An 18,703-nucleotide genomic window follows, 5' to 3' on the forward strand; every position below is an offset into this window, starting at 1 on the left:
AACCGGGCAAACAGACGCATGGAGGCGATTTCGTACAGAGCATCTTCCATCGCGCCATCGCTCAGGTTGTACCAATGCTGCATGCAGTGAATGCGTAACATGGTTTCCAGCGGATAAGGTCGCCGGCCATTACCAGCCTTGGGGTAAAACGGCTCGATGACTTCCACCATGTTTTGCCATGGCAGAATCTGCTCCATGCGGGACAAGAAAATCTCTTTTCTGGTCTGACGGCGCTTACTGCTGAATTCACTGTCGGCGAAGGTAAGTTGATGACTCATGATGAACCCTGTTCCATGGCTCCAGATGACAAACATGATCTCATATCAGGGACTTGTTCGCACCTTCCCTAGGGCGCCGCCACCCGGGTAAAGTCGATGGCGGGGCAGCTTGGCACCACGCCCCGGGTCAGTGCCAGGGGCTGGGCACGATAGCTGAGCCGGTAGCTGCCCGGCTGCGACAGATCGTAGGCCTGCGCCAGATCCGCATCGGCCTGGCTCTGCTCTCCCGGCGCCAGCAGGAGGAAGTCGCCATCTCCGGGTTCGCCACGCTTGGCCAGCGGCCCCCGGTAGACCAGCGGCCGGCCGTCGCGGGTGAGGTCGATGGCATCGGCAAACCACCCCTCGAAGGGGGTGAACCAGGTCAATACCTCAAGGGGGGTCTCCCCCCGGTTGGTCAGGGTCATCACCAGGGGCAGGGGCTCGTTCACCCCGCTCTCGGCGTTGACCGACAGTTCGCACTGCAGGGGGGTCAGCGCCAGGGTGGTGAGCAAGAGAGTCATCATGGGTGCTCCTTCAACAACGGGAAGGGGCCTCGCGGCCCCTTCACGGATTAATTTTCGCTCGGGGTATTCTCGGCGAAGTACTCGTGGTTGTCGGCGTTGTTCAGCGCCTTCTGGGGATCCGTGCTCGCCAGATTGCGGGCATTGGCCTGACCGTATCCCAGATCGTCGGTGCCCGCCACCACGTTGAAGTGGCTCAGCTCGTGGACTATGGTGCCGGCGCGGGAATCGGTCCCGGTGACGGGTGCCGTCCAGAAGCTCTTGCACAGATAGACCTTGTAGGGCTGGTCCGGATAGACGTAGGCGAAGTAGCTCTGCTTGCAACCACAGTCGAAGGTGAGCGGCTTGTTGTCGATGGCATCCTTGATCTTGCTGAAGTTCGTCTCGGCCTGGTTCCAGCGGGCGGCGTCATAGGCGCCGAACCAGCTGCGATAGCGCTGGCCATCGGGCTTGTCCACCGCCAGATAGCTGCTGGAGTTGTTGGTGATGCCGCTGGCGGCATCGAGCGCGGCCAGGATGTCGCTCTTCTGGGTGTTGGTGCAGCGGCCGATGAAGCTGACCGAGGCGGTCACCGCCTGGGGTTCGGGCAGGGCCGCCTTGGCCAGCACCCTATCGTCGGCCACCCCTTCCACCCACAGGGTCACGGCATTGGATTCGCTCCCCCGGGCCTGCCTGGCCTTGGCGGTTTTCCCCTCCTGCGCCACGGTCGGCAGCAGGTAGCGGATGCTGTACTGCCCCTGGACGCTCATGTCGTAGAGACCGGAGACCTCCGCCTGCACCGTCAGGCTCTGAGATGGAAGTCCTTGTCGGTCGGGGCCGCCCGCTTGATCAGGGCCCCCTCGTAGCCAACCGGCTGACCATCACGCTCCACCAGGAACAGGGGGGCATCCTCGCTGCCAGGCAGCTGCCACTTGAGCAGACGCACCGGCTTGTCCCCCGTGTTGGTCAGGGTCAGGTTGACCCGCACGTCGTCGGTGCCGCCCTCCACCAGGGTGAGCCTGGCATCGAGCCCGGCGGCGCAGAGCGGAGAGATCAGGGAGCCTGCCAGCAGCAGGGCGATGGGAGTCGCTTTCATCGTGTTTCCTCATTCATTGAGTGGCGCCATCAGGCGGTTTGCTTCCATGTGGCCCTCTTTGGGGCTCATCCACCCTAGAGCAGAAGCTCGGCGCCCCCATCCCTCCATATGGGGGACGCCCCCCATCGGAGGGGGCCCTCGCCGGCTGCGACAAAGGCTGCCCCCTTGGCGCCGCATCAAGGCCCCCTCCCCTCCCGCCACCGGCAAGCATCCACAAAAAACCCGGCACGGGGCCGGGTGGGGGGATGCGCAGCTTGCGCCCGGATCAGGGGCCGATCAGCAGCGCCAGGGCCGGTTGTGCGTTGCCGGGCACCAGCCGGTAGGCCTTGTGGTGCTTGACCAGGGTCGTTTTCTTGTTGCCCTGGCTCAGCAGCAGGCCGTGGGAAAAAGCCGCCTGTGCCAATCTGGCCTCGTCCCCGCGCACATAGAGGGTAAGGGACCTGGCCAGCTCACCCGCTTCGATATGGCCCTGATACTCGCTGGCGCTGATGATGAGGCTCGGCTGGCCGCCCGATTGCAGGCGCAGCTTGGCGTTCACTTCGCTACTCGTCAGCACCAGCCAGCCCGCCGCCTCCAGCTCGGCCAGCAGGGCGGCAAGCCGGCCGCCCAGCCCGGTCGGCTCTGCCATGGCGCGCTCGTACTGGCGGATGATCCGCTCAAGCAAGCCCTTGAGATCGGCGCCGGCCCCCAGGGTGCGGCCCAGTTGCACCCAGGCCTTGAGATCCTCCATCACCAGGCGGGAGAAGCGCTTCTCCTTGAGCGAGTCCGCCATCCAGGTGCAGAGAAAGTGGCTCTCCTGGGCCGGGGTGCGCTTGCCCGCCTTCTGCGCACCGGTGCGGGCCAGCTCGGCCAGGCTCTGGCTGGCCATCTCAAGGAGGGCCTGGTTGTAGGTGGGAGGGGTCATCGTGGATCCTCGGATTGAGCGCTGAGATGGCAAAGGCGCCGGTGGCGCCTTTGCAGTTCAATGGGATGGCCCGCCGCTTACTTCGGCTGGCGCGGCTTCCTGGCGGCCGCCAGGCGCTTGAGGCGCTGGCCCTGCAGCTTCGCCTCGGCCATGGCCTGGGCGGCGGCGTTGTCTTCCCGCTGCGGGCGCTTGCCGAAGCGGCGGCGCTCCTGCAACTGCTTGATGAGGTCGTCGCGACTGCTCACCTCGTAGCCGGGCACCATGATGCGGCGGATCTTCTGGCCGATGAGCGCCTCGATCTCCAGCAGGGTGCGCTCCTCCTCGCGGCTGACGAAGGAGATGGCCATGCCGCTCTTGCCGGCGCGGCCGGTACGGCCGATGCGGTGCACGTAGTCTTCCGCCAGGAACGGCAGATCGTAGTTGACCACGTATTCCAGGCTCGGGATGTCCAGGCCGCGGGCGGCTACCTCGGTGGCCACCAGCACCCGCAGCTTGCCTTCGGTGAATTCGCGCAGGGCGCGGCGACGGCTGCCCTGGGCCTTGTCACCGTGCACCACGGCGGACTTGATGCCGTCGAGGTTCAGCTCCTCCACCAGCTCGTCGCAGCTCTCGCGGGTGCTGGCAAACACCAGCACCTGCTGCCAGTTCTGCTTGCCGATGAGCTCGGAGAGCAGCTCGCGCTTGCGCTTCTGCTCCACCGGATAGACGGTGTGGCTGACGGTGTCGGCGGTGGAGTTCTGCTTGTTGACGCTCACCACCTGGGGCTTGTCCAGCATCAGGTTCGCGAGCTTTTTCACCGACTCGGAGAAGGTGGCGGAGAAGAGCAGGTTCTGGCGGGCCTTGTTGACCGCCTGCAGGATCTGCTGCACGTCGGCGCTGAAGCCCATGTCGAGGATGCGATCCGCTTCGTCCAGCACCAGGGTCTCGACCCCGGAGAGGCTGAGGTTGCAGGCGGTGAGGTGCTCCAGCAGCCGGCCCGGAGTCGCCACTATGATGTGAGCCCCCGCTTTCAGCTTCTTGGCCTGCACGTCCTGCTTGCCACCGCCATAGATGGTCAGGGTGGTGATGTCGAGATACCTGGCGAAGTCGTTGATGTTGCTCGCCACCTGGGCCGCCAGCTCGCGGGTCGGGGTCAGGATCAGCACCCGGGCATTGGAGGGCTGTACCGGCGCCGGGTTGTCCACCAGGCGTTGCAGTATGGGCAGCGCGAAGGCGGCGGTCTTGCCGGTGCCGGTCTGGGCGCTGGCCAGCACGTCGCGGCCACGGCGGATGGCCGGAATGGCCTGGCTCTGTACAGGGGTCATCTCCTGATAACCGCAATCTGAGATGGCGCGCAAAATCTCGGGGGCAAAATCGAACGATTCAAATCTCATCTTGGGTTCCTGTGTTCCAGCTGGGCTGTAGTTGGCGTGAGTGGCCTGAACCGGCTGTGGCCCGGTGTCGGCGCGGCTTTTGGCCAAGGACGGCTGGGTCTGACATCACGTCAGAGAGTGAGCCGGAAAATGGCGGGCGCGAAGTGTAACAGATAGGCGGCGGGAATGCCGCCTCAAATGGCTTGAATTTTTGCCCGGAGGCGCCCTGCCCCATCCGGGAAGGCGCCGCCAGAGCGGCCGGCTCAGCGCACCCGCTTGGCCGGCCGCTTGAGCAGCCGCATGCCGATGGCGGCCACGGCGATGACGAAGAGGCCGAAGGAGGTGATCAGCAGGCACTTGGTCAACAACTCGTGGTAATTGGCCAGGACCGGGGTCGCCATCATGACTTTGCCGACCATGCTGAGCACCAGGGACCAGAGGAAGGCGCTGGCGAAGCTGGCCATGGCCACCCGCACCAGGTTGAGGCGGGAGACCCCCATCAGCATGGGGGTCAGCACCCTGACGAAGGGGATGAAGCGGGAGACGAACATGGCCCAGAAGCCGTAGCGATCGAGCAGTCTCGAGGCCCGGGGCAGGCTCCCCTCCGGGATCATCCGCTCCACATGGTCCATGAAACGGGTGCCGTGCAGCGCCTGGCCCTGCCAGTAGGCGATCACGCTGCCAAGCCCGGCCGCGAGCGGCAGATAGAGCAGCGTCACCTCGGGCCCCAGCACGCCCATGCCCACCAGGCCCCCGGCCAGCAGCACCAGGCTGTCGCCCGGCAACGGCAGAAACACGAAACTCGACTCGAGAAAGAGGATCACCACCAGACAGGTGACGAGCAGGCCGACTGCCTGCATGTGTATAAGCTGATCAAAATCCTGATGCCATATGGCAAGCAGCATGTCCTGCATCTGGTATGACTCCCATCAACGTAATGCGCATCCGTCATGACGACCCTAAGGCCCCGTCTGGTAATCCGTCCCTGATACCACCCCAATGTTCGTATGGGATGCCCCTTATACACCCGGGGAACTGAACAATAAATTAATGTTTGCCATTTATGCCGCCGGGCTGACGCCGGACACCCTTGGCAGGCGGGCCAGAAAGACGTCCCCGGGGGAGCGGACGCCGGTCGGAGATTATGGCCAGATGGCACCATGCAGAGCTGCCAACGGAGGCGAAAAACGTTACAGTATAAGGACTCCCCAGTGGACGGGGAGACTCATGGAGCTAGGTATGGCGCAGATCCCCTCTTCTCATGCAACCCCGATTCTGATGGCCGGACTCTGGCTGCTTTGCCATGGCGCCCAGGCCAGCGACGAGAGCCTGGTGCAGCAACGCGCCAATGCGGTGGTCTCCCTGATGAGCTACACAGTGGTGCCCGACATCACCGCCAGCAACCTGGATATCGGCGGAGGGACCAACGAGAGCTCGGCACTGACCATCACCCAGCTTGGCGGTGGCGCCACCATGAGCGAGGGCTTTCCCATCTATCTGGAGGGCACCCTGGGCTACAGCCGCTACGATCCCCAGTTCGTGTTCACCGACGGCAACGAGACCCGCACTATTCCCACCAGGTGGAACAGCCTGAGCGCTACCGGCGGCATCGGCTGGGACTTCAGCCTGTACCGCGACCGCTGGGGCGGCAACCTGGTGCTGCGCCCCATCGCCAACGTCACCCTGGGCACGGTGGCGAGCGATCTGCGCATCGGCGCCGCCCTGATCGAGTACAAGACCGGCAAGAACCTCGACTTCCTGGATGGCGGCAACCTCAACGTCTACGGCCTGGGGGGCGCCCTCATGCTCGACTACGAGCTGTTCTCCAAGCCCCAGGACATCGACGTCGAGCTGCGCTACTCCTATCAGCACCTGCAGAGCTTCACCGGCACCGCCGACAGCATCACGGGCCAGGCCGAGGCGGAGAACCTCGGTCTCTACCTGCGCCGCCGCGCCCCCATGTGGGACTGGACCCTGCTGGACAGACCCCTGCGCTACGTGCTGGAGGGCGCCAGAACCGAGTACCTGGGAGAGCAGCGGGGCCTGCTCGGCTTCAACAGCCTCAACTCCCTGGGCCTTGGCCTCGAACTCGACAGCAGCAAGTACGACATCTTTATCACCCGTACCCGGCTGGTGGCCCGCTATATGTTCAGCCACAACACCAGCGGTTACTCCATCGGGCTGGCGATGAGTTTTTAAGGGCGTGAGGCTCTCATTACCGGTCCCGGCACCACACCGGCGGTTGTACCATCGGGCTGGCGATGAGTTTCTAATGGCGCAGGATCCCGCGAAGGAGAGAGCATGATGAACCTGACCCGGGAGCAGATTGACGACCTGCTCGCCACCTTGCAGGCCCGCTTTGAGCGGCACCCGCAGCGTCACGCGGGGATCCCCTGGTCACAGGTGCGCGCCAGGCTGGACGCCAACCCGCAGTCGTTGCCCTCGCTCCACGAGATGGAGCACAGCGGCGGTGAACCCGATGTCATCGGCCAGGACCCGCAGACCGGGCAGCTCATCTTCTGTGACTGCAGCGCCGAGAGCCCAACCGGGCGCCGAAGCCTCTGCTATGACAGGGCCGCGCTGGAATCCAGGAAGGAGAACAGGCCGGCGGGCTCTGCGACCGAGATGGCCCAGCAGATGGGCATCACGCTGCTGACGGAGGCCGAGTATAGATCGCTGCAGACGCTCGGCTGCTTCGATGCCAAGACATCGAGCTGGATAGAGACCCCAGCGGCGATCAGGGGGCTCGGCGGCGCCCTGTTCTGCGATCGCCGCTACGACAGCGTCTTCCTGTACCACAACGGCGCCCAGTCCTACTATGCCGCCAGGGGCTTTCGCGGCCGCCTGCGAGTCTAGGTAAAGGCCGCGAGCGGCCCCGAATACCCCGAGAGTCGCAGCCTGCTCCCAATCGAGGCTTGACCCTGAAGCAAGATCCCATGGAGGCTCGGTGACATGGACTTCCCCCCCCCGTTTTCGCTCTTTTGCTGTCGCAGCTCGGCTATCTGCTCCCGCTGCTGCTGATCGCCACTCTGATCAAAACCCCCTGGTTCAAGGGCATGATCGGGGAGTGGTTTATCAACCTCAGCATCCGGCTCTTTCTCGACCAGCGGGAGTATCACCTGCTCAAGGACGTGACCCTGCCCATCCCTCAGGGCAGCACCCAGATAGACCATGTGATCGTCTCCCGCTTCGGGGTCTTCGTGATCGAGACCAAGAACATGAGGGGGTGGATATTCGGCAATCCGGCCCATAAAAGCTGGACCCAGCAGATCTATCGCCGCAGGCACAGTTTTCAAAACCCCTTGCGCCAGAACCACCTGCATATGATGACCCTCAAATCCCTGCTGGGGCTGGCGGACCACCAGCTTCACTCTGTCATCTACTTTATCGGCGACTGCACCTTCAAGACCCCCATGCCGGAAAACGTGATGAACCGCGGGCTGATCCGCCATATCAAGGGCAAAACCACCCAGGTATTGACCCTGGCCGACGTCCATGGAGCGATCGAGATCATCCAGCAAGAGCGACTTGCCCCCAACTGGCAGACCCACAGACAGCATGTGGCCCGGCTAAAGGCGCGTCATGGTGCCGCCCCCATCAGATCGTTGCCGACTGACGCTCCGCCCCCTCAGCGTCCGATATCGTCCACCGCCACTCATCCGGTGAGCCACCGACAGCACCCGAGCTGCCTCAGGTGCGGCAATACCATGGTGCTGCGCACCGCCAGCCGAGGAGAAAACAGGGGCAACCAGTTTTGGGGATGCAGCGGATATCCGAGATGCAGGGAGATAGTGCAGCTCGCGCATGTCCATGAGGGAGTGGCAAAGGATGAGGTCAATCCCCGATAGTCCGAGATGAAACCAGGGCGGCCACTTGGCCGCCCTGGTTGTCTCTGGCTGTCAGCGAATCGCTGCCATCTTCCTGACGCAGGCCTGCTCCCTGTCATCCACCCGCTTGGCAAACCAGGCGGTGGTGAGGTTGCGGGTGATCTTGGGGCTTTTCAGCTGGATGCCGGGCAGCACGGCGCGAGGCTGCCGCTTGCCCGCCTGCTTGTCGGCCAGGGTAAAGACCCTGTGATAGAGGTCGGTCTGGGCAAAGTCGGCGCTATCTCCCTTGAGCAGGCTCTGGTGGATGGCCTGCTTGCTCATGTTGACCCGGCTGGCGATGCTGTGGACCGCGAGCTCGGTCTTGCCGGGCAGGTCCGAGTCGTAGCGAACCAGATCCCCGTCCAGGGCCAGGGGCTTGCCGCTCACCCGGCTGACCGCCGCCTGGAAGGCCGCATTGCGGCTCGCGTACCAGCCCGCATTGAAGTCGGCAAAGCGATAGAGGGTATCCGGGTAGTCGGCCGGATAGCCGAAGATGTGTCTGGTGCCAAACCAGATGCCCCCGCGGCGGGTGAAGACTTCGTGGCGGATGGACTCCTTCACGGGATAGGGGTAGCCGCGGGCGTTGGCCTCGGCGAAGGCGATGCTGACCTGCATGGGGCCGCCGGTGCGCACCGGGTTGAGGTTTCCAAAGAGCTGCCTGCCCATGGGCACCGAACCTATCATGTCCTCGAAGATCTCGCTCATCTCCCGCTCGGTACGAAGGGCATCGATGCGCGCGGCATAGGACTTGCCGGTGGGGGACTTGATGGAGAGCGCCGTGCGCACCATGAACTCGGGGATGAGCAGCTTGGCCGCCCGGGCGTTGATCTCCTTCCAGGCAATCTTGCCAAGGCCGGGCACCACGGGATCGGCCTGGTAGGTGGCCTCCTGCTCCGCCACCGCCAGCACGCTGCAGACGTTGTGATCGCTCACCGTCAGCCCCTGGCTCGAGAGCGCCGTCACCACGTCGTTGGCCCAGCCCGGCTTGTCGGGTACCTGGCGCGGCAGGAAGCGCACGATGCGGCTCTTCATGTCCGCCGGCTTGCGCGGCTGCATGGCCTTGGGCTGCTTGGCGATGGCGGCCGCCGCCTCCACGGGCGGAGGCGGCTCGCTGGCACACCCCGCCAGCAGTGCGGCTATCAGCAGCGGCAGGGTGCGCAGGGGCCGGGCAGGAGAGGCCTCACGGGGCGCAGAGGCAACTGAAGTGACGACAGGGGAAGAAGAGATCATGAAGGCTTCCGGTAGACAGAGGGGCCCCTCCATCTCAGATAAGGGGCCCCGAACGCAAACAGAGAGCCATTGTAGAGGATCGACGCGCCTGGCTAAAGCCTCGGGCCCGCTCCTGGGGCCGTCCAGGGGGCAAACGCCCATCGCCGTGACGGCGGGTGGCGCAGCCCAGCGCACTCGCCCACTCCACAGTGCACCGACCATTTCCCTATCCGCGAACAATGGCTTTTATTGAGAGTCATTTCTATTTAGAATGCCGCCGAATGACACGCCCCGGCACGGAGCCCATGGACAAGCTGACCCCCCTCTTCGACCCCCTGCAGCGCTTGCTGATCACCCCGCTCTGGCAATGTCTGTCCGGGCTGTTCGATCTCAACGGACGCCTGGGCGTCGTCTTCCTGCTGATCTCAGGCACCGTCGCCTACCTGCTCTGCCTGCACCGTCGCCGCCGGGGGGACCCCGGGGCCCGCAGCTTTCGCCGCTTCCTGGGGGGCCGGGCCGTCTGGTTGCACCCCTCGGCCCTGCTCGATTACCAGTACTACCTGGTGCGCGCCCTGCTGCATGTGGCGGTGATCCTGCCAATAATGGCGTGGCTCCACCCCTGGCTGCTGCAGGCCGAGGATGTGCAATCCGCGCTGACCCGGCTCTGGGGGGAACGCCCGAGGCTCGCCGAGGCAAGCTGGCTGATGATGCTCTATGGCCTGGGGGTCTTCCTCATCAGCGACTTCGTCCACTACTGGCTGCACCGCGCCTTCCACAGCCGCTGGCTGTGGGAGTTTCACAAGGTGCACCACAGCGCGACCGTGATGGTGCCGCCAACCGCCAGCCGCATCCACCTGGTGGAGAAGCTGTGCGAGATGCTGGTCAAGGGGAGCTGTCTCGCCCTCTACGGCGGCCTCTTCCATTGGCTCTGTGGTGGCACTGTGCGCCCCTACACCCTGTTCGGCATCAGCTACCTGGTGCTCATCTTCAACTCCCTGGCCGCCAACCTGCGCCACACCCATGTCTGGCTCTCCTTCGGCCCGAGGTTCGAACACCTTCTCAACAGCCCGGCCCAGCACCAGATCCACCACAGCCGGGATCCCCGCCACTTCAACCACAACTTCGGCACCAACCTCTCGATCTGGGACTGGTGGTTCGGCACCCTCTACGTGACCAGCAGCCAGCCCGAGCCACTCTCCTTCGGGGTGGGCCCGAAGGACAACGAACGCTACAGCCGTCTGAGCGTGCTCATCCTGCGCCCCTTCTGGGTGACGGCGCACAAGATCTGGCGCGCCCTGCCCCGCCCCGCAAGCCTCTGGCACAGTGAGCCCCATAAACAACAACGCCACCCCTAGGGTGGCGTTGTTGTTTACAGATGAGCCGGGGCTCAGGCGCTCTGGCGCAGGGCCTGCTGCTGGGCCGCACCGTTGATCACCGCCTGCAGGGAGGCACTGACCACGTCGCGACCGATGGCGACCCCGCACAGGCGGGCGCCATCCACGCTCAGCAGCACGTAGGCGGCGGCGCGGGACTCGGTGCCGGCGGTGAGGGCATGCTCGGAGTAGTCGAGCACATCGATGTGCATCCCGGTCTGGCGCTGCCAGCCGTTGACCAGCGCCGTGATGGCCCCCTCCCCCTCACCGCACAGTTGCAGCGACCCGTCCGGGGTCTGCAGCTCGAGGCGCAGGCTCTCCTGACCGTCGCGGCCGAGCTGGAAGCGACCGATGCGATAGCCGTGGGCGGGCTCGAGATAGTGGCGCTCGAACAGGGCGCGGATCTGCTCCGGGCTGATTTCGCTGCTGCAGGCCTCCGCCTCGGCCTGAACCCGGCGGCTGAAGTCGATCTGCAGCCAACGCGGCAGTTGCAGGCCGAGGTCGCGCTCCAGCAGGTAGGTGACGCCCCCCTTGCCGGACTGGCTGTTGATGCGGATCACCGCCTCGTAGCTGCGCCCGAGATCGGCGGGGTCGATGGGCAGGTAGGCCACGTCCCAGTAGTGATCCGGCTTCTCCGCCGCCAGGGATTTGCGAATGGCGTCCTGGTGGCTGCCGGAAAACGCCGTGTAGACCAGCTCGCCGGCATAGGGGTGGCGCGGGTGCAGGGCAATCTGGGTGCAGGCCCCCACGGTGGCGACGATGGCGTCCATGTCCGACAGGTCCAGCTCGGGGTCGATCCCCTGGCTGTAGAGGTTCATGGCCATAGTGACGATGTCCATGTTGCCGGTGCGCTCGCCGTTGCCGAGCAGGGTACCCTCGATGCGATCCGCCCCCGCCAGCACCGCCAGCTCGGCGGCGGCCACCCCGCAGCCCCGATCGTTGTGGGTATGGATGGAGATGCTCACCTCCGGGCGCGCCTTCAGGTGTCGGCAGAACCACTCTACCTGATCCGCGAACACGTTGGGGGTGCTCACCTCCACGGTGGCGGGCAGGTTCAGGATCATGGGTCGGGCAGCGGCGCGCCACTCGTCGATGACGGCGTCGCACACCTCGACGGCAAACTCCACCTCTGTGCTGCTGAAGCTCTCCGGCGAGTACTGGAAGCTCCACTCGGTGCCTGGATTGCGGGCCGCGTACTCCCGTACCCAGCGCGCCCCCTGCACGGCGATGGCCTTGACCCCCTCCCTTCCTGAGTTGAACACATAGTTGCGCTGGGTCGGGTTGACCGAGTTGTAGACGTGGACGATGGCCCGCCTCGCCCCCTTGAGGGCCTCGAAGGTACGGGCAATCAGATCTTCGCGCGCCTGCACCAGCACCTGAATGGTGACATCGTCCGGAATGAGGTTGCGATCGATAAGCTCGCGCACGAAGTCGAAATCCGGCTGAGAGGCCGCCGGAAACCCCACCTCGATGTGCTTGAAGCCGATGTGCACCATCAGCGCCCACATCTGCATCTTCTGGGCCACCGTCATGGGCTCGACCAGCGCCTGGTTGCCATCGCGCAGGTCCACGGCGCACCAGAGCGGCGCCCGCTCTAGCACCCGGTTGGGCCACTGGCGATCCGCCAGACTGATGACGGGGGAGCGGCGGTATTTGCGATGATCGAAGCTCATATTCAGATTCCCTTGACGGATGGGCGAGGCGCCGGACGACCGGGCCGACAGGCGGGTGGGGCAAAGGAGGGGAAGCGGGCTGGCGCGGTAACGCCGGCCCTGACGAGTCGCGCGGCGGTAACCCCGCGACCGGTTTTCCTGCGGCCCCCGTCGGTCACCGGGGCCGGCCACGGCAGCCGGATCGGGCTGCGGGCGCTGATCCTCTCGCACGCCACCTTTTGGTGTGTCGGCGCAGACGACCTTGTTTGATGAGAATCCAGTATAAAGAGGCAAGCGGGGCGAGAGATTGCGAAGATTGCATCCAATCATGCCAATTAAGCAATATTGATGTAGTGAATATCCAATAATGGGGTGAGTATCACCCGTCGTGATGAATTATTCGCCATCTCCCCCATCTTCCTTATGGGCGCTCCCCCGGAAGTGGCTGGGCGCAGGCAATAAAAAACCCCGCCATCGCTGGCGGGGTTTGCGTGCATCGGACGGGCAGCGTGCTGCCGGCACGCTTAGCGGTTGTTCACCTTCTCGTGCAGCTCCTGCACAGAGCTCACGTTGGCGGTGGCATCGACGCTGATGGCCATGCAGGTGGCGAAGGCCGCGTGCAGCGTGGTGGTGTAGGCCACCTTGTGCTGCAGGGCGCCGCGACGCAACTGCTTGGAGTCCTCGATGGCCTGGCGGCCCTCGGCAGTGTTGACGATGTAGGTGTACTCGCCGTTCTTGATGCGATCCAGAATGTGCGGACGACCTTCGTGCACCTTGTTCACCAGGCGCGGGTTGATGCTCGCCTCCCCCAGGGTCACGGCGGTGCCGTGGGTGGCGTCGAGGTCATAGCCCAGCTCCAGCAGCTTGGCGGCCAGGTTGACCACCCGCTCCTTGTCGCCGTGGCGCACGGAGAGCAGGGCGCGCCCTTCGCGCGGTACCTGGTGACCGGCACCCAGCTGCGCCTTGGCATAGGCCTCGGCAAAGCTGCTGCCCACGCCCATCACTTCACCAGTGGAGCGCATCTCCGGCCCCAGCAGCGGGTCGACACCCGGGAACTTGGCGAACGGGAGAACCACCTCTTTCACCGAGTAGTAGGGCGGGATGATCTCCTGGGTAAAGCCCTGCTCCTTCAGGCTCTGACCGGCCATGACGCGGGCGGCGATCTTCGCCAGCGGCGCGCCGGTGGCCTTGGAGACGAAGGGCACGGTCCGGGCGGCACGGGGGTTCACCTCGATGAGGTAGATCTCGTTGTCTTTCACCGCGAACTGCACGTTCATCAGGCCGACCACACCGAGTTCCAGCGCCAGTTTGCGCACCTGCTCGCGCATCTCGTCCTGAATGGCCTTGGACAAGGTGTAGGGCGGCAGGGAGCAGGCGGAGTCACCGGAGTGGATGCCGGCCTGTTCGATGTGCTCCATGATGCCGCCGATGACCACATCCACGCCGTCGCAGATGGCGTCCACGTCCACCTCGGTGGCGTCGTCCAGGAAGCGGTCCAGCAGCACAGGCGACTCGTTGGAGACGCTCACCGCCTCGGCGAAGTAGCGGCGCAGATCCTGCTCGTCATAGACGATCTCCATGGCGCGGCCACCCAGCACATAGGAGGGGCGCACCACCAGCGGGTAGGTGATGCGCTCGGCGGTCAGCACGGCCTGCTCCAGGGCGGTGACGGTGCCGTTTTCCGGCTGCTTGAGGCCGAGGCGCTCCACGGCGGACTGGAAGCGCTCGCGATCTTCCGCGCGGTCGATGGCATCCGGGCTGGTCCCGATGACCGGCACGCCGTTCGCTTCCAATGCCCGCGCCAGCTTCAGCGGAGTCTGGCCGCCGTACTGGACGATGACGCCCTTGGGCTGCTCGACCCGCACGATTTCCAGCACGTCTTCCAGAGTCACCGGCTCGAAGTAGAGACGGTCCGAGGTGTCGTAGTCGGTGGAGACGGTTTCCGGGTTGCAGTTGACCATGATGGTCTCGTAACCGTCTTCGCGCAGGGCCAGGGCCGCGTGCACGCAGCAGTAGTCGAACTCGATGCCCTGACCGATACGGTTCGGGCCGCCACCGATAACCATGATCTTGTCGCGGTTGGTGGGGTTGGCCTCGCACTCCTCGTCGTAGCTGGAGTACATGTAGGCGGTGTTGGTGGCGAACTCGGCGGCGCAGGTATCGACCCGCTTGTAGACCGGGAAGATGTTGTGACGGGCGCGCAGCTTGCGCACTTCCCCTTCGGCCACGCCGAGGATCTTGGCCAGACGCGCGTCGGCGAAGCCCTTGCGTTTGAGGCTGCGCAGGAAGTCGGCATCCAGGCCGGCCATGCCGCGCTCCTTCACCTGCTCTTCCAGCTTGACCAGCTCTTCAATCTGCACCAGGAACCAGGGGTCAATCTTGGTCAGCTTGAACACGCCGTCCATGGAGAGACCGGCACGGAAGGCGTCGGCGATGTAGAAGATGCGCTCGGCACCGGCATCCTGCAGCTCGTGGCGAATGCGGGTCAGGGAGTCGGGGGCATTGAGGTCCACCATGGGGTCGAAGCCGGTCTTGCCGGTCTCTAGACCGCGCAGCGCCTTGTGCAGGGACTCCTGGAAGTTGCGGCCGATGGCCATCACTTCGCCCACGGACTTCATCTGGGTGGTCAGACGGTCGTTGGCGCCGGCGAACTTCTCGAAGTTGAAGCGCGGTACCTTGGTGACCACGTAGTCGATGGCCGGCTCGAAGGAGGCCGGGGTGCGACCGCCGGTGATGTCGTTCATCAGCTCGTCCAGGGTGTAACCGATGGCGAGCTTGGCGGCGATCTTGGCGATGGGGAAACCGGTCGCCTTGGAAGCCAGCGCAGAGGAGCGGGACACCCGCGGGTTCATCTCGATGATGACCATGCGACCGTCTTTGGGGTTGATGCCGAACTGGACGTTGGAGCCGCCGGTCTCGACACCGATCTCGCGCAGCACCGCCATGGAGGCGTTGCGCATGATCTGGTACTCCTTGTCGGTCAGCGTCTGGGCCGGCGCGACCGTGATGGAGTCACCGGTGTGGATGCCCATGGGGTCGAAGTTCTCGATGGCGCAGACGATGATGCAGTTGTCGTTGCGATCCCGCACCACCTCCATCTCGTACTCTTTCCAGCCGATCAGCGACTCGTCGATGAGCAGCTCCTTGGTCGGCGACAGATCCAGACCGCGCTCGCAGATCTCCACGAACTCTTCCGGGTTGTAAGCGATGCCGCCGCCGGAGCCGCCCATGGTGAAGGAGGGGCGGATGATGCAGGGGAAGCCCACTTCGGCCTGGACCTTCCAGGCCTCTTCCATGTTGTGGGCGATGCCGGCGCGCGGGCACTCCAGGCCGATGCTGCGCATGGCCTTGTCAAAGCGGGAGCGGTCTTCGGCCTTGTCGATGGCGTCGGCGGTGGCGCCGATCATCTCCACACCGAACTCCGCCAGCACGCCGTGCTGCTCCAGCGCCAGGGCGCAGTTGAGGGCAGTCTGGCCGCCCATGGTGGGCAGGATGGCGTCCGGGCGCTCTTTCTTGATGATCTCGCGCACCACTTCCCAGGTGATGGGCTCGATGTAGGTGGCGTCGGCCATCTCCGGGTCGGTCATGATGGTGGCCGGGTTGGAGTTCACCAGGATGACGCGATAGCCCTCTTCTTTCAGGGCCTTGCAGGCCTGGGCACCGGAGTAGTCGAATTCGCAGGCCTGACCGATGACGATGGGGCCGGCGCCGAGGATCAGGATGCTCTGTAGGTCGTTACGTTTTGGCATGGCTTCTCTTTTCCTCTTAAGCGCGATACTGCTTGATCAATTCAATAAAGTGGTCGAACAGACCGGCACAGTCGTGCGGGCCCGGGCTCGCCTCCGGGTGACCCTGGAAGCTGAAGGCCGGACGGTCGGTGCGATGGATGCCTTGCAGGGAGCCATCGAACAGGGAGACGTGAGTCGCGCGCAGGCAATCCGGCAGGCTGTTCTCGTCCACCGCGAAGCCGTGGTTCTGGGCGGTGATCATCACGGTGTTGTCGTCCAGGCTCTTCACCGGGTGGTTGGCACCGTGGTGGCCGAACTTCATCTTGACGGTCTTGGCGCCGGAGGCCAGACCCAGCAACTGGTGGCCCAGGCAGATGCCGAACACCGGGGTGTTGGTGGCCAGGAAGGCCTTGATGGCGTCGATGGCGTAGTCGCACGGCTCGGGGTCACCGGGGCCGTTGGAGAGGAAGATGCCATCCGGGTTCATCGCCAGCACCTCGGCGGCCGGGGTCTTGGCCGGCACCACGGTCAGGCGGCAGCCGCGGTCCACCAGCATGCGCAGTATGTTGCGCTTGACGCCGAAATCGTAGGCCACCACGTGGTACTTGAAGTCGCCCTCTGCCGGGGTGACGTGCCCCTTGCCGAGCTGCCAGCTACCTTCGGTCCAGCTGTAGGATTCGCTCACGGTCACTTCTTTCGCGAGATCCATCCCCTTGAGGCCGGGGAAGGCGCGGGCCTGTTCGAGGGCATGGGCTTCATCGAGCTGCTTGCCGGCCAGGATGCAGCCGGCCTGGGCGCCTTTCTCGCGCAGGATGCGGGTCAGCTTGCGGGTATCGATGTCGGCGATGCCAACGATGTTGTGAGACTTGAGGTAATCGGAGAGGGATTGCTGATTGCGGAAGTTGGAGGCCAGTATCGGAAGGTCCCGGATGATGAGGCCCTGAGCATGGACCTGACTGGACTCTTCATCTTCGCTGTTGGTGCCGGTGTTGCCTATATGGGGGTAAGTGAGAGTAACGATCTGACGGGAATAAGAGGGATCTGTGAGGATTTCCTGATAGCCCGTCATCGACGTATTGAAAACCACTTCACCAACGGAACATCCCTCGGCGCCTATCGACACGCCTTTGAACACAGTTCCATCTTCCAGCACTAGCAATGCAGTGTGATTCAAGACAACCTCCAGTTATTTAGCTTTAAATTCAGCAATTTACCTGGGTGTTGCGGGTCCGGACGCTGTTTGAAACAGGGTTCAAACCCGGCAGATTTCTGGCAAATTGGGCGCATTCTACTTAAAAACGATCTCATTTCAACGTCTTTTCGCGTTCGAAATGCATCTAAATTCAATAAACAAGCAACATTACCCATTATCTATGCACTTTAAGGCTTTGCAACCCCCTCACTAAAAAGAAAAGCAAAAACCCCGAACAAAACTACCACCCCACGCCACACAAAACACAAAAATTGATTTTTAATCATTAAAAAACATAAACATGTGAAACTGAAAAACAAAAAACACAATAAAAAAAGTGTCGTTTGGCGATAGAAAAATGATGGCGGAGAATGGAAAACGTTTTTCTTGATTTGAATTTTTAGTCTCTTTCTGGAAGAGGAAAAGAGAGCGCTGACGGGGAACATTGAGACCCACTGCCGTTACCCTTTAATGACATTTATGTCGCGGGAGTTTGGCCAGATTGTAAGAATGGAGGGATTTAGGCTGGTTCACTTAAAAAGTGATGCTTAAGGGTTATTTCTACAAAAAAGAGAAGAAAAACCCCGGCGAACCGGGGTCTGGCAACCAGGACGGGGCGGCGCGTCCGCCCGGCACGGCCTATTTGAGGCCGAGCACGTCCTGCATGTCGTAGAGGCCGGCGCCCTGCTGGCCGAGCCACTTGCCGGCCCGCACCGCACCGTTGGCAAAGGTCAGACGGCTGGAGGCCTTGTGGCTGATCTCCACCCGCTCGCCGATGTCGGCGAACATGACGGTATGCTCCCCCACCAGATCCCCGGCGCGGATGGTGGCGAAGCCGATGGTGTTGCGGTCCCGCTCGCCGGTGATCCCCTCGCGGCCATAGACGGCGCACTCTTTCAAGTCACGTCCAAGCGTCCTGGCCACCACCTCCCCCATGGAGAGGGCGGTGCCAGAGGGCGCATCCACCTTGTGTCTGTGGTGCCCCTCGATGATCTCGATGTCGGTGTAGTCCCCCATCACCCTGGCGGCCTGCTCCAGCAGCTTGAACACCAGGTTGACCCCCACCGAGTAGTTGGACGCAAAGACGATGCCAATCTCCTTGCCCGCCTCGCGAAGGGCCGCCTTGCCCGCGTCGTCGAAACCTGTGGTGCCGATCACCATCCGCTTGCCATGGGCCAGGGCGAAGGCCAGGTTCGCCAGGGTCACCTCGGGACGGGTGAAGTCGATGATGAGATCGAAATCGTCCTTCACCTTCTCCAGGCTGTCGCTGATGGCGACCCCCAGCCGGCCCAGCCCGTTGAGTTCACCCGCATCCAGACCCATCACGGCAGAGCCGGGTCGTTCCAGCGCCGCGCCCACCACCACGCCCTCGGCGTTGGCGATGGCCTCCAGCAGCACCTTGCCCATACGACCATTACAGCCCATCACGGCCACACGGATCGGATTGTCCATCTCCACCCTCTCATCTCTTTATTATGGAAAGAGACCGTTTTACCAGCCCGCGCCCCCTTTGAAAAGCCCGCCGTGGCCGCCGATCCAACCCCGACAAATAAACAGACAAACACATTAAAAAC

Annotated in this window: 14 protein-coding genes and 1 pseudogene; 4 read left to right on the forward strand and 11 right to left on the reverse strand. The window is 63.7% G+C overall.

All coding sequences use genetic code 11. The features are described from left to right. The 6 genes and pseudogenes from AB5Y72_RS13860 to AB5Y72_RS13885 all read right to left on the reverse strand — a co-directional run. On the reverse strand, positions 1-278 hold a 278-nt coding region (locus tag AB5Y72_RS13860; protein ID WP_176235144.1), incomplete at its 3' end, for a transposase. A gap of 68 nt (positions 279-346) precedes the next feature. Beyond that, positions 347-781, reverse strand: coding sequence for a protease (locus AB5Y72_RS13865; protein WP_219142183.1), 435 nt, complete (start codon positions 779-781; stop codon positions 347-349). Positions 782-828: 47 nt separating this feature from the next. After that, positions 829-1,853 (reverse strand): annotated as a pseudogene (locus AB5Y72_RS13870) (M35 family metallo-endopeptidase). A gap of 265 nt (positions 1,854-2,118) precedes the next feature. After that, complete coding sequence (locus AB5Y72_RS13875) at positions 2,119-2,757, reverse strand: DUF2913 family protein (RefSeq protein ID WP_209792866.1); 639 nt, start codon at positions 2,755-2,757, stop codon at positions 2,119-2,121. 77 nt (positions 2,758-2,834) lie between these two features. Then, complete coding sequence (locus AB5Y72_RS13880) at positions 2,835-4,130, reverse strand: DEAD/DEAH box helicase (RefSeq protein WP_209792868.1); 1,296 nt, start codon at positions 4,128-4,130, stop codon at positions 2,835-2,837. Between the two features lie 242 nt (positions 4,131-4,372). After that, entirely contained in the window at positions 4,373-5,023 is a 651-nt protein-coding gene (locus AB5Y72_RS13885) for a DedA family protein (protein ID WP_368199092.1), read from the reverse strand. 364 nt (positions 5,024-5,387) lie between these two features. On the opposite strand from AB5Y72_RS13885, the gene AB5Y72_RS13890 reads away from it, so the two are divergent. The 3 genes from AB5Y72_RS13890 to AB5Y72_RS13900 all read left to right on the forward strand — a co-directional run bounded on the left by AB5Y72_RS13890 (position 5,388) and on the right by AB5Y72_RS13900 (position 7,957). Beyond that, entirely contained in the window at positions 5,388-6,308 is a 921-nt protein-coding gene (locus tag AB5Y72_RS13890) for an autotransporter domain-containing protein (RefSeq protein ID WP_245195937.1), read from the forward strand. A gap of 102 nt (positions 6,309-6,410) precedes the next feature. Next, positions 6,411-6,965, forward strand: a complete 555-nt coding sequence (locus AB5Y72_RS13895; protein WP_368199093.1) for a DUF4256 domain-containing protein — start codon at positions 6,411-6,413, stop codon at positions 6,963-6,965. 125 nt (positions 6,966-7,090) lie between these two features. Continuing rightward, the gene (locus tag AB5Y72_RS13900) at positions 7,091-7,957 is read left to right on the forward strand and encodes an NERD domain-containing protein (protein ID WP_368199094.1); all 867 of its coding nucleotides are present in this window, start codon (positions 7,091-7,093) and stop codon (positions 7,955-7,957) included. A gap of 51 nt (positions 7,958-8,008) precedes the next feature. Here AB5Y72_RS13900 and AB5Y72_RS13905 read toward each other — a convergent pair whose 3' ends face one another. After that, on the reverse strand, positions 8,009-9,121 hold the full coding sequence (locus AB5Y72_RS13905) for a DUF1615 domain-containing protein (protein WP_325783113.1): 1,113 nt from the start codon (positions 9,119-9,121) through the stop codon (positions 8,009-8,011). 368 nt (positions 9,122-9,489) lie between these two features. On the opposite strand from AB5Y72_RS13905, the gene AB5Y72_RS13910 reads away from it, so the two are divergent. After that, a complete protein-coding gene (locus tag AB5Y72_RS13910; RefSeq protein ID WP_368199095.1) occupies positions 9,490-10,539 on the forward strand; it encodes a sterol desaturase family protein in 1,050 nt (349 codons plus the stop codon). Positions 10,540-10,571: 32 nt separating this feature from the next. On the opposite strand, the gene leuA is transcribed toward AB5Y72_RS13910, so the two are convergent. From leuA to dapB, 4 genes are all read right to left on the reverse strand, one after another. After that, entirely contained in the window at positions 10,572-12,230 is a 1,659-nt protein-coding gene (gene leuA, locus AB5Y72_RS13915; RefSeq protein WP_368199096.1) for a 2-isopropylmalate synthase, read from the reverse strand. A gap of 503 nt (positions 12,231-12,733) precedes the next feature. Beyond that, complete coding sequence (carB, locus tag AB5Y72_RS13920; protein WP_042078155.1) at positions 12,734-15,958, reverse strand: carbamoyl-phosphate synthase large subunit; 3,225 nt, start codon at positions 15,956-15,958, stop codon at positions 12,734-12,736. 16 nt (positions 15,959-15,974) lie between these two features. Further along, complete coding sequence (gene carA, locus AB5Y72_RS13925) at positions 15,975-17,111, reverse strand: glutamine-hydrolyzing carbamoyl-phosphate synthase small subunit (RefSeq protein WP_042078154.1); 1,137 nt, start codon at positions 17,109-17,111, stop codon at positions 15,975-15,977. Between the two features lie 657 nt (positions 17,112-17,768). Further along, entirely contained in the window at positions 17,769-18,581 is an 813-nt protein-coding gene (gene dapB / locus AB5Y72_RS13930) for a 4-hydroxy-tetrahydrodipicolinate reductase (protein WP_216990533.1), read from the reverse strand. Positions 18,582-18,703 lie beyond the last annotated feature (122 nt).

The organism is Aeromonas sp. R7-4 (assembly GCF_040908055.1).
Taxonomy (GTDB): Bacteria; Pseudomonadota; Gammaproteobacteria; order Enterobacterales; family Aeromonadaceae; genus Aeromonas; species Aeromonas sanarellii.

Bases quoted from the DNA above. Each gene is read 5' to 3' on its own strand.
- AB5Y72_RS13880 (WP_209792868.1), bottom strand. From the start codon at position 4,130: ATGAGATTTGAATCGTTCGATTTTGCCCCCGAGATTTTGCGCGCCATC.
- AB5Y72_RS13875 (WP_209792866.1), bottom strand. From the start codon at position 2,757: ATGACCCCTCCCACCTACAACCAGGCCCTCCTTGAGATGGCCAGCCAG.
- dapB (WP_216990533.1), bottom strand. From the start codon at position 18,581: ATGGACAATCCGATCCGTGTGGCCGTGATGGGCTGTAATGGTCGTATG.
- carB (WP_042078155.1), bottom strand. From the start codon at position 15,958: ATGCCAAAACGTAACGACCTACAGAGCATCCTGATCCTCGGCGCCGGC.
- leuA (WP_368199096.1), bottom strand. From the start codon at position 12,230: ATGAGCTTCGATCATCGCAAATACCGCCGCTCCCCCGTCATCAGTCTG.
- AB5Y72_RS13885 (WP_368199092.1), bottom strand. From the start codon at position 5,023: ATGCAGGACATGCTGCTTGCCATATGGCATCAGGATTTTGATCAGCTT.
- AB5Y72_RS13865 (WP_219142183.1), bottom strand. From the start codon at position 781: ATGATGACTCTCTTGCTCACCACCCTGGCGCTGACCCCCCTGCAGTGC.
- AB5Y72_RS13895 (WP_368199093.1), top strand. From the start codon at position 6,411: ATGATGAACCTGACCCGGGAGCAGATTGACGACCTGCTCGCCACCTTG.
- AB5Y72_RS13890 (WP_245195937.1), top strand. From the start codon at position 5,388: ATGGCCGGACTCTGGCTGCTTTGCCATGGCGCCCAGGCCAGCGACGAG.
- AB5Y72_RS13910 (WP_368199095.1), top strand. From the start codon at position 9,490: ATGGACAAGCTGACCCCCCTCTTCGACCCCCTGCAGCGCTTGCTGATC.